General features: G+C 69.8%; 9 protein-coding genes. 3 read left to right on the forward strand and 6 right to left on the reverse strand.

Annotated elements, in window-relative coordinates:
* Positions 1 to 59 precede the first annotated feature (59 nt).
* Positions 60 to 1700 (forward strand): YifB family Mg chelatase-like AAA ATPase, encoded by a 1641-nt coding sequence (locus D7X32_RS23310; RefSeq protein WP_120604776.1) that lies wholly within the window; start codon positions 60 to 62, stop codon positions 1698 to 1700.
* Here the strand turns inward: D7X32_RS23310 and D7X32_RS23315 are convergent.
* A complete protein-coding gene (locus D7X32_RS23315; RefSeq protein WP_120604777.1) occupies positions 1623 to 3002 on the reverse strand; it encodes an NAD(P)/FAD-dependent oxidoreductase in 1380 nt (459 codons plus the stop codon). The two genes, D7X32_RS23310 and D7X32_RS23315, sit on opposite strands and share 78 nt — an antisense overlap.
* Before the next feature lie 281 nt (positions 3003 to 3283).
* On the opposite strand from D7X32_RS23315, the gene recA reads away from it, so the two are divergent.
* A complete protein-coding gene (gene recA / locus D7X32_RS23320; RefSeq protein ID WP_120604778.1) occupies positions 3284 to 4309 on the forward strand; it encodes a recombinase RecA in 1026 nt (341 codons plus the stop codon).
* Here the strand turns inward: recA and D7X32_RS23325 are convergent.
* From D7X32_RS23325 to pssA, 4 genes are all read right to left on the reverse strand, one after another.
* Positions 4306 to 4815 carry a DUF1285 domain-containing protein gene (locus tag D7X32_RS23325; protein WP_171449177.1) on the reverse strand — a complete coding sequence of 170 codons (510 nt, stop codon included), beginning with the start codon at positions 4813 to 4815 and terminating at the stop codon, positions 4306 to 4308. The genes recA and D7X32_RS23325 overlap by 4 nt on opposite strands.
* A 57-nt stretch (positions 4816 to 4872) precedes the next feature.
* A complete protein-coding gene (locus D7X32_RS23330; RefSeq protein WP_120604780.1) occupies positions 4873 to 6372 on the reverse strand; it encodes a hypothetical protein in 1500 nt (499 codons plus the stop codon).
* The gene (locus D7X32_RS23335; RefSeq protein WP_120604781.1) at positions 6369 to 7634 is read right to left on the reverse strand and encodes a CinA family nicotinamide mononucleotide deamidase-related protein; all 1266 of its coding nucleotides are present in this window, start codon (positions 7632 to 7634) and stop codon (positions 6369 to 6371) included. Before D7X32_RS23335 ends, D7X32_RS23330 begins: the two co-directional genes overlap by 4 nt.
* A 69-nt stretch (positions 7635 to 7703) precedes the next feature.
* A complete protein-coding gene (gene pssA / locus D7X32_RS23340; protein WP_120604782.1) occupies positions 7704 to 8561 on the reverse strand; it encodes a CDP-diacylglycerol--serine O-phosphatidyltransferase in 858 nt (285 codons plus the stop codon).
* 116 nt (positions 8562 to 8677) lie between these two features.
* Between pssA and D7X32_RS23345 the strand changes: the two genes are divergently transcribed.
* A complete protein-coding gene (locus D7X32_RS23345) occupies positions 8678 to 9796 on the forward strand; it encodes an alpha/beta fold hydrolase (protein WP_120604783.1) in 1119 nt (372 codons plus the stop codon).
* Here D7X32_RS23345 and D7X32_RS23350 read toward each other — a convergent pair.
* On the reverse strand, positions 9787 to 10907 hold a 1121-nt coding region (locus D7X32_RS23350), incomplete at its 5' end, for a hypothetical protein (protein WP_208752518.1). The two genes, D7X32_RS23345 and D7X32_RS23350, sit on opposite strands and share 10 nt — an antisense overlap.

Genomic DNA, 10907 nt, shown 5'->3' on the forward strand with positions numbered 1-10907 from the left:
CAGCTGACCGGTATGGGCATTGCTCTCCCCTCCCCCATACAGATGAGGAGGGGGAGACGATGCTGGCGAGGGTGCGGTCGGGGGCGTTGATGGGCATCGACGCGGTGGTGGTGGAGTGCGAGGTCGACATGGCTCTCGGGCTGCCCTACTTCAACGTCGTGGGGCTGCCAGAGGGTGCAGCCCGTGAGTCGAAGGTCCGGGTGGTCTCCGCGCTGAAGAACGCGGGCTTCGACCTTCCGCAGAAGCGGATCACCGTCAACCTGGCGCCAGCGGACCTCCGCAAGGAAGGGGCGGCGTTCGAGCTGCCCATCGCGTTGGGGGTCCTGGCAGCGGCGCGGCTGATGGAAGAGGAGCCCCTGGGGAACTACCTCTTTGGCGGGGAGCTGTCGCTGGACGGATCCATCAAAGCCATCAAGGGGGTGCTTCCACTGGCCGTGGCGGCCCGGAATGGCGGCTTCCAGGGGGTCATGGTGCCAGCCGCCAACGCGGCGGAGGCGGCGCTGGTGGAGGGACTCCAGGTGCTGCCCGTGGGCCACCTGCGCGAAGCCGTGGAGCACCTCACTGGCAAGGCACCCATTGCGCCGCTGACGCGCACGGGGAGCTCGTTGGGAGGCCTGCGCAAGGAGGTGGCCGCGGACATGGCCGACGTGCGGGGACAGCCGGAGCTGAAGCTGGCGCTGGAGCTCGCGGCTGCTGGCGGACACAACCTCCTGATGGCTGGCCCTCCGGGCTCGGGCAAGACGATGCTGGCGCGACGACTGCCAGGCATCCTGCCCGAGATGACCTTCGAGGAAGCATTGGAGGTCACGAAGGTCTACTCGATCCAGGGCCTGCTGGGAGACGAGCAGGCGCTGTTGCGTGAGCGTCCATTCCGCTCGCCCCATCACACGCTGTCTGATGCTGGGCTCGTCGGAGGCGGTCCCGCGGCCCGTCCGGGCGAGCTGTCACTGGCCCACCATGGCGTGCTGTTCCTCGATGAGCTGCCGGAGTTCCGCAAGAACGTCCTGGAGGTGCTGCGCCAGCCGCTGGAGGAAGGCGTCATCCACCTGGCGCGGGCAACCCAGCACATCACCTATCCCTGCCGGATCATGCTGGTGGCGGCGATGAATCCCTGCCCGTGCGGCTACTTCAACGTTCCCGGGGGCACGTGTAACTGCCTCGAGCACCGCGTCTTCGGCTACCACGCGCGCATCAGCGGGCCGCTGCTGGACCGCATCGACATCACCGTGCAGACGCGGCAGGTGGAGTACCACCACCTCTCCGAGAAGAACCAGGAGCTGCCCAGCGACTACTACCGGCAGCGTGTGGAGGCCGCGCGTGAGCGGCAGCGCGCCCGCTTCCACGACACGCCAGGGGTGCACTGCAATGCCCAGATGCCTTCGCACCTGCTGCGCCGCTACTGCGTGATGTCACCGGGCGCGGAAAAGGCGCTGGAGAGCGCGGTCACCCACTACGGCCTGTCCGCGCGGGCGCATGACCGCATCCTCAAGCTGGCGCTGACGCGCGCGGATCTGGAGGGCCACGGACGCATCGAGGACGTGGACATGCGGCTCGCCGTCGACTGCCGGATGCTGGACCGCCGGGGCTGGCTGCATGCCAATACCCAGGGCGCGACGAATGCATCACCCCTCCCCTCGCCTGTCAGGAACCAGGCTCCCGAGAGCGACGGGAGACGCAGGTTCCCGCCCTACAGGGACTGAGCCTTCGCCGGCTGGCAATGGATGCACGACCCGCTCCTCCAGACGGGGAGCGGGACCGGTGATGATGCGCGCGGACCTGCCGAAGGTCAGGTACGAGTACGCCCAGTTGAGCAGCACGGCCAGCTTGCTGCGGAAGCCGATGAGGAAGGTGATGTGGATGAAGAGCCAGGCCAGCCACGCGACGAAGCCGGACTGCTTCACGCGGCGGAAGGCCACGCCCACGGCATGGCCTCTGCCAATGACCGCGTAGGTTCCCCGGTCCCAGTACTGGAAGGGCTGCATGGGCTGGCCCTCAAGCTGACGGCGGAGGTTGAGGACCGCATGCTTGCCCTCCTGCATCGCCGCGGGCGCCACTCCTGGGACCGCGCTTCCGTCCTCCTGCTTCACGAGCGCCAGGTCGCCCACGACGAAGATATCGGGATGCCCGGGCACTGTGAGTTCGGGCGTCACCGGGACGCGGCCCGCCCTGTCCAGCGCCACGCCGAGCGAGCGGGCCACGGGCGAAGCCTCCACCCCCGCGGCCCAGAGCACCGTGCGGGCCGCCAGATGTTCGGCGCCCATGTCCACGCCTGCCGCGTCGATGTTCGTCACCCGGGTGCCCGTGCGGACCTCGACGCCAAGCTTCTCCAGCACCTTGCGGGCCTCGCCCGAGAGGTTCTCGGGATAGGTGGGAAGCACGCGGTCCATGCCCTCGATGAGGATGACGCGCGCATCGCGGGGGTCGATGTTCTGGAAGTCGCCTGACAATGAATTGCGGCTGATCTCCGCCAGCGCGCCCGCCAACTCCACGCCCGTGGGGCCCGCGCCAATGATGGCGAAGGTGAGCAGCGCGCGACGGCGCTCGGGGTCCGGTTCGCGCTCGGCCTGCTCGAAGGCGAGCAGCACACGGCGGCGGATCTCGAGGGCGTCCTCGACGGTCTTCAAACCCATCGAGTGTCGCGACCAGGCGTCATTGCCGAAATACGAGTGCGTCGCCCCGGTGGCAACGATGAGGAAGTCGTACGCCAGCTCGCCGTCCGCCAGGAGGACGTGCTTGCGCGCGGTGTCCACGCCAGTCACCTCCGCGAGCAGCACCTGGACATGATTGCGTCCGAGCATCGCGCGCAGCGGCGCGGCGATGTCGCTGGGGCTGAGCGTCGCGGTGGCCACCTGGTACAGCAGGGGCTGGAAGAGGTGGTGGTTGTGACGGTCCACCATCGTGACGCGCACCCCTGCCTTGCGCAGGTACCGGGCCGCGTAGAGGCCGCCGAAGCCGCCTCCCAGGATGACCACATGGGGAAGGTTCTCACGGGTCGTATTCACGTGAAGACATGTCACGCCGGCGCACCAGGGCTTCAAGGCAAAGACTTCCATCCCCTCAAGCTGGCCTGTCGCGTCCCCCTGTGTCTGCTTATGCGGATATGCCCTCACCTCGCGCCTTCTCAGCGCCCGGGAGACAGCCATGCCGCACCGCCAGTTCGGACGGACCGGTCGAACCTGGACGCCCTTGCAGGCCCTCCTCCCCGGAAGCCCGCGCGGCATGACGGTTGCTCTGCCCACCGCCGAGGCATCCAGCCCGCAGGGCGGCGAGGGAGTCAGACGAGATGAGCAGGCTGACGGAGAAGTTGAAGGCAGTGGCGGCGGCGGTGGCGTCCATCGAGAAGCAGTTCGGCCGGGGCGCGGTGATGACGCTCGGCGCGGACGCGCCAGAGCAGAAGGTGGCGGTCATTCCCACGGGCTCCGTGGGGTTGGACCGGGCGCTGGGCGTGGGGGGCTATCCGCGAGGGCGCGTGGTGGAGCTGTTCGGCAACGAGTCCTCCGGCAAGACGACCCTCACCCTGCATGCCATTGCCCAGGTGCAGGCCGTGGGAGGCGTCGCGGCCTTCATCGACGCGGAGCACGCGCTGGATCTGTCCTACGCGCGCAAGCTGGGGGTGCGCACGGAGGAACTGCTCGTGGCGCAGCCGGACACCGGCGAACAGGCGCTCGAAATCACCGAGCAGCTCGTGCGCTCGGGCGCCGTGGACCTCATCGTGGTGGATTCGGTGGCGGCGCTGGTCCCCCGCGCGGAAATCGAAGGGGAGATGGGCGACGCGCACATGGGCGTCCAGGCGCGGTTGATGAGCCAGGCGCTGCGGAAGCTCACCGGAGCCGTGAGCCGCTCCGGCACCTGCATCATCTTCATCAACCAGATCCGCATGAAGATTGGCGTGATGTTCGGCAACCCGGAGACGACGACGGGTGGCAACGCGCTGAAGTTCTACTCGTCGGTGCGGATGGAGATCCGCCGCACGGGCAACCTCAAGGAGGGCGACGCGGTGGTGGGCTCGCGGGCCCGCGTGAAGGTGGTGAAGAACAAGCTGGCGCCCCCGTTCCAGGAAGCGGAGTTCGACGTGCTCTACGGCACGGGAATCCATCGCGCCGCCGAGGTGCTGGATCTGGCCGTGAGCGCGGGCGTGGTGGAGAAGTCGGGCAGCCACTTCAGCCTGCGGGGTGAGCGCATCGGCCAGGGCCGCGAGCGGGCGTGCGAGTGGCTGCGAGAGCACCCGGACGTCCTGGAGGCCCTCGCTCGCGACCTGGTGGGCGCCAGCGCGCCCTCCGCGCCGCCCGCGTCCGCCGAGGCGGCCTAGGTCGCGGCCTGGAGTGCATCCAGCGAGAGGGGGACCTCCCAGTGGCGTTGACCCGCGCGCAGCAGCAGGTGCCCTTCGGGGCCTTCTTCCAGCATCTCACCGAACTGGTACTGCGCATCGCGAGAGAAGCGGGCCTTCGCCCTGCCCTGCTTCACGCGGCAGGTGAGGACTCCATCTGGCGAGAGCTGGAGCGACCCCAGGTCCAGGGCTTCCGCCGTCCGGTCGCTCAGCCGCAGGGACACCCGTTCATCCGGCGTGACGTCCACGGTGCGCACTTCGTAAGCCGCGTCCTCCACCTGGATGTAGCACCAGTCGGAAGCGATGCGGAGCTGGTAGCGCCCGTCGTCGTCCAGGACCAGCGAGGCGTTGAAGAGCTCGATGATCTTCGGATGCTCGATGGGCTCGTCGTCGTGCCACCAGCGCAACGCCGCATCCAGGCGGATGCCGCTGTCCTCGCGGGTGTGCCAACGCTTTCCTGGAGGGGGCTGACCCGTGGGAGGTTGCATGTCGCCCTTGATGTGCGGGTGAGGCCCGGCGGATTCAAGCCGCCGGGTGCTGGAGGCCTACCAGTTCCGCACGAACTCCGTGTAGCCACGAAAGGCCACGGCCCCCCAGAAGTTCACCAGCACGCCAAGCAGCAGCACGGACACCACCGCGCGGTTGCGCAGCGACCATCCGCCAATGGCGAAGAGCAGCAACAGATAGGGCGTGTAGTCCAGGCTGAACCGGAAGCCGAACTGCATGTAACCGGTGTTCTGGTAGAAGAGACCCGGCAGCGCGCACACCGCCACGGTCAGCCACAAGGGCCAGTGCAACCGGGGACGCGTGCGGGGGACCAGCAGGAACACCAGCAGGGGCAGCGTGAGCAGCAGCGTCAGCCCATGCGGGTCGTACGACAGCCGCGGCGGAGACAGCGACACCTGGGGCAGCTTGAGGAACGCGGCCTGGATGTTGCGCGACAGGTACTCGACGTTGAAGAGCCCGAAGCGGTCGATGTCCGCGTTCACCCGGTTGTTGTAGAAGTACGAGTGGCCGAATTCCCCCGGCTTGCCGAAGCGGTAGACGTTGTAGGCGGCCGCGAGCAGCGCGAGGGGTCCGGCTCCCGCGCCGAAGAGCACGAGCTTGCGGAGGGCGGGCTTCCACGCGGTCGGAAGGGCCTTGAGCTGGGCCAGCCGGTCCGGGCCGGGGCAGAGCGCCTCCAGGACGAAGAAGAGGCCCGCGAACACCAGCGGCGTGCGGGTGAGCACGGCCATGGAAAAGAAGACGCCCGCGAGCACGGGGCGCCGGGCCTTCACGGCGTTGCGCACGTACAGACACGTGAGCGCCACGCCCATCACCTGCGCGCCGAACCAGACCTCGCCCCGGATGGCGCAATAGAAGAACAACGTGCCGAAGGCGAGCACCAGCGACAGCGCCACGTTGTCGTTGCGGTTGCGCTCCGTCTCTCCTTCCTGCGCGAGGAAGCGCAGCAGCGAATAGAAGAGCGCCACGGCGAGCGCACCCACGAAGACGCCGAAGGACGTGTCGTTGAACTGGTAGCCGTGCAGCGCGACGAAGGGAAGCATCACGACCGCGGGGAAGGACGGGAAGCTGACGAACCAGCGGTCATCGCGGAGCAGGCGTCCCTCACACCGCACCTTGTGCCCATCCACCAACCGCACACAGGCCCAGTCTTCCAGGTTGGGCAACACCTGCGGATCCACGTCGAGCCGTCCCTCCAGCCAGGACTGCGCCTGGTAGATGAAGTGCGGCGCGGCGCTCTGCCGGAGGAAGCGCTGCGAGCTGAAGCTGGACAGCACCGCGAACGCGACCAGGAACAGCACCACCTCCACCCGGTAGGCCGACAGCCACAGGCGCACCGCGTTCCGCACCGGATGCGCTCCGGCTCCGGTGGGCGGAGTGGGAGGACTGGAGGATTCAGTCGCCACCGTGGGGCTTGCGAGCGGCGCGGAGGACTCGGGCGCGGCCGGGAGCGGCGCTTCCGTGGTGGCAGGGGCCGGGGGCACCGGGGACGGCGCTTCCAGGGAGGAAGGACGGGGACGCTTTGATTTGGAGCGACTCATGGCGACACGGGGGCGGCGAGCAGGTGCAACCTCAACATTTCCAGCACGTGGGACGCGGCGAACAAGCGGACCCGGTCCCGGTCACCCGCGAGCGAGATCCGCTCGCAGCGGGGCTCCATGCCGGGACCGGACAGCCCGCAGTACACGGTGCCCACGGGGTCCTCGGGTGTCCCTCCGCCGGGTCCCGCGTAGCCCGTGACGGACAGGCCGAACGTGGCGCCGCAGGCGGCGCGGACTCCCTCCGCCATGGCGAGCGCCGTCTGCGGGGACACGGCGCTGTGCTTCGCGAGGAGGTCCGGGGGAACGCCCACCCAGGCGGACTTCATCTTCTCCGAGTAGGCGACCGCGCCTCCGATGAAGACCTGGCTGGAGCCCGGGACGGCCGTGAGTTCCTGCGCGACGAGGCCCCCCGTGCAGCTCTCCGCCACCGCCAGCGTGTGACCGGCGCGCGCCAGCAGGTCCAGGAGGACGGGGGCGTATTGGCTGCCATCCGCGCCGTACACGTGCGTGCCCAGCACCTGCCGGCATGCGGCCTCCGCGGCGGCGAGCGCGGCGTCGGCTTCGGCCTGCGTGGGGGCTTCCGCCATCAGCTTCAGGTGGTTCTCCGGCGCGTGCGTCCGGAAGCCGAACACCACCCGGGGATGCTGGGGGGCCAGGGGCATGACCTGCTCGTTCAGCACGGACTCGGGCAGGCGCACCGTTCGCAGCAGGCGGAAGGCTCGGAACGTGCGGTGGGGCTCGGCGGCGAGCCAGCTCCGCACGCGTGGCAGCACCTCGCCGTCCACCAGGGCGCGGTACTCGCGCGGGACTCCCGGCAGGAAGAACAGGTGGGCGCGGCCCAACCGCTGGATGACCAGCGGCGCGGAGCCCTGGGGATTGCGCACCGGCTCGGTGCCCTCGGGGATGCGCGCCATGCGCAGGGCACCTGGATTCATGGCCGTGCCCCGCGCGGCGTAGCGCTCCTTCAGCCAGCCGAGCACCCGCGCGTCCTCTTGCATGGACACGCCCGCGGCGGCGGCGGCGCACTCCAACGTGAAGTCGTCCGCCGTGGGCCCCAGGCCCCCCGAGACGATGACCACGTCCGCGCGCGCCGAGGCTTCCAGCAGCGCGCCCGTGATGTCCGGACGCACGTCCCCGACCACCGTCACCCGTGCGACCTTCACTCCCAGGTCGAAGAGGCGGGCTTCCAGGTAGGTGCTGTTCGTGTCCGTGATGAGGCCGGTGACGAGCTCGTCACCGGTGCACAGCAGCTCGACGTGCATGGGCCGGGCATCCTAGCGGCCCCGGGCCGGGAGGGCACGGTCCGCGTCCTGGCTCCCGTGCCCGGCTGCTCAGAGGAACGCGGGACCGTCGTCCGTGGTGGCGTTGGGCTCGGAGTCCTCGTCGTCGTCCTCGTCGAGCCCGGCCGCCACCGCCACCGCCGCGACAGCGCCGACCTTGCGCGACGCCAGCCGGCTGCGCACCGAGACCGCGGACTCCACCAGCCCCATCAGCAGGTACGCGAAGAAATACGTCACCAGCACCCAGGCCGGGTGGAACTGCCGGGCGATGAACGCGCCGGTGAGCGCCATCACCATGAAGACGAGCGCCGACTTCCGGCTGGGACGCGCGTCCTTGAAGGTGCGGTAGCGCACCGTGGACACCATCAGCAGCGACAGGGCGCCCACCGCCACCGCCACCGGCATGCGCGCGCCGTCACCGAGCGCCTCGCCCTGACTGGCCACGTGGTGGGAGATGATGAGGGAGACGAGCACGCCGGCCGCCAGCGGAATGGGGAGCCCCACGAAGAAGCCGCCGCCACCGCCGTGCGGGTTGCGCATGGCGAGCACGTTGAAGCGCGCCAGCCGCATGGCGCCGCAGGCCATGAACGCGAAGGAGATGAACAGGCCCCAGAAGCCCATGGGGGCCAACGCCCACTTGTAGACGAGGAGCGCCGGCGCCGCGCCAAAGGACATGACGTCCGCGAGGCTGTCGAGTTGCATGCCGAAGTCGCTCTGCGTCTTCGTCAGGCGGGCCACCCGTCCGTCGAACCCGTCGAAGAACATGGCGAAGAGGATGGCCAGGGCCGCCTGGTACAGCTGCACCGGTTCTGCCTCACCCGAGCACAGGGTGATGGCGTAGAAGCCACAGAAGATGGAAGTGACGGTGAAGAGGTTCGGGAGCACGAACATCAGTTTCCGCAGCTTCATCGTTCCCTCGACTTCCCCAGGTGGTCGGCTGCCCATGTGGCAGAAACGGCGAGGGAACGGACCTTAGCAGGGTTTTATTCGCGCCGGAGTCAGTCCCCGGTCGCATGGGAGGAGAAATGCCGTACGGGCAGTGGGCCCTGTGGGGATTGACCGCGGCGGCCGTCCTGCTGCTGGTGAACGTCGGGTGGGTCCTGCTGGTGCGGCGGTGGTACCGCCTGAAGGGGCCCCTTCCCGAGATGCTGCGCGTGCGCTGCGCGGATGGGTGGGAACTGACCGTGCACGCCCGGCGCGCCCCGGTGCGCCGCTTCGCCGAACCCGTCCTGCTGTGCCACGGGCTGGCGGCCAACCGCTTCACCTTCGACTTCGAACCGCCCTACTCCGTGGCCCACTACCTCACCGAGGCGGGCTTCGACTGCTTCAGCGTGGAGTGGCGCGGCACCGGGCATTCGCAGCGTCCGCCCCGGGGCCGGCGGCCCACGGACTTCACCGTCGACGACCACATCCAGCACGACGGGCCCGCGCTGCTGGAGCTGGCGCTGAAGGAGACCGGCGCGAAGCAGGCCTTCTGGCTGGGCCACTCCCTGGGCGGCCTGGTGGGGTACGGCGTGGCGCAGGGCCCTGACGGCGGAAAGCTGGCGGGCCTGCTCGAACTGGGAGCGCCGGTGTACCTCAAGTCAGAGCCGTTCCTGCGAACGCTCATCTCGCTGGGCGTGCGCGCCGCGTGGCCCGGGAGCATCCGGCAGTCGTGGGTGAGCGCCAGCATGGCCCCCTTCCTGGGCTACCTCGCGTTGCCCCTGTCGGACATCGTCGTGAATCCCCGGCACGTCCCGCCGCGCGTCCTGCGGCAGCTGTCCGTCAACATGATGGCGGCGATGAGCCGCAAGGTGCTGCTCCAGTTCCAGGACTGGATCTCCCACGACGCGTTCCGCTCCTACGACCGCAAGACGGACTGGCGCGCGGGCATCGCGAAGCTCCAGCTGCCCGTGCTGGTGATGGGCGGCAGCGCGGACCGCCTGGCCACCGCGGCCAACGTGGAGGCGCAGTACGCGCTGCTCACGTCACCGGATCGCACACTGCACGTCTTTGGCCGGGACCGCGGGGACAAGATGGACTACGGCCACGGCGACCTCATCTTCGGCACCGGCGCGCCCATGGAGGTCTACCCCGTCATCCGCGAGTGGCTCGAACAGCGCTCCACGCCCCTGCCCCCCACGCCCGCTCCTGCTCAGGGCTGAGGCGTGCGGGCGCGCGGGCTGGAGTCCAGCTGAACGCAGGGGGACCGCAGGCCTCGCGTGGTGCTCGCGTCGACGTGGCGCAGGTGGACGCGCGTCTGGCCCTCGCAGTCGGTGGAGACCAGCTCGCCTCGCGCGTCCTTGGCGGAGAGGTCCTCCACCTGCAACTGGCCCTCTTCGATGGCCAGCAGGACGGAGCCGGCGGTGTCACGCACGTCGACGTCCCTGGACTCCAGGGTGGCCTGCGTATCCACCGCCAACGCGGCGAGCCCGCAGCCGGAGAGCCGGGCCTTGCGGAGCACCACGTGGGCCCGCTGCGACGCCAGCACGCACGAGCCCTTCGCCCCCTCGATGGTCACGGTGTCGACGTCCGCCTCCACCTGACGCAGGTGGAGCCCGTCTCCCGCGATGCCATCCGCGGTGCTCACCCCCGTGATGACGCCTTCCCGCAGGCGCAGACGTCCCTGCAACGCCACCACGCCGTATTCCCGTGAGCCCTCCAGGCGGAAGCGCCGCACCTCCAGGTCCGAGGCGGTGAGCTGCAGGGCTCCGTAGTTGCCCGCGTCCTTCACGACCACGTCCTCCAGCAGACCCTTCGTCGCCGTGAGCCCCAGGCCCGCGCGCGTGGCGTGCTCCGAGGTGAAGCCCCGCACCGTCAGCCGGGCCCTGCTGGTCGTCACGCCGTACTCGTGTCCCTGGACCCGCACGTCCACCAGCGTCAGCGCGCCCTCCAACGTGGAGAACGCCGTGCCCGTGCCCCCCGAGGCGCTCGCCCGTTCGACCTCCGCCACGCCGCCCTCCTGGCTCAGCGCCATCCTGGGGCCCTCGAAGGTCACCCCTTCCAAGCGGACCCGGGCCCCGCCCCGGGCCCGGACCGCTCGCTCGTAGGCGCCCACGAAGGCGCTGTCCCGGAGGATCAGCGCGGTCTCCGGGGTACCGGCCTCCACGAGCACTCCCACCGCGACCGGCGCCTGGTTGCCCGCCCCTGCCTCGAACCGCAGGCTCCTGCCTTCGAGCGAACCGGCGCCCAGCCGGATGGCGCCGCGGGCCTGGTTCCGGAAGGTCACGGTCTGGACCCGCACCGGCCCCCGGGCTTCCAGGCCCCAGCCCCCTC

The organism is Corallococcus carmarthensis, from assembly GCF_003611695.1.
Lineage (GTDB): Bacteria > Myxococcota > Myxococcia > Myxococcales > Myxococcaceae > Corallococcus > Corallococcus carmarthensis.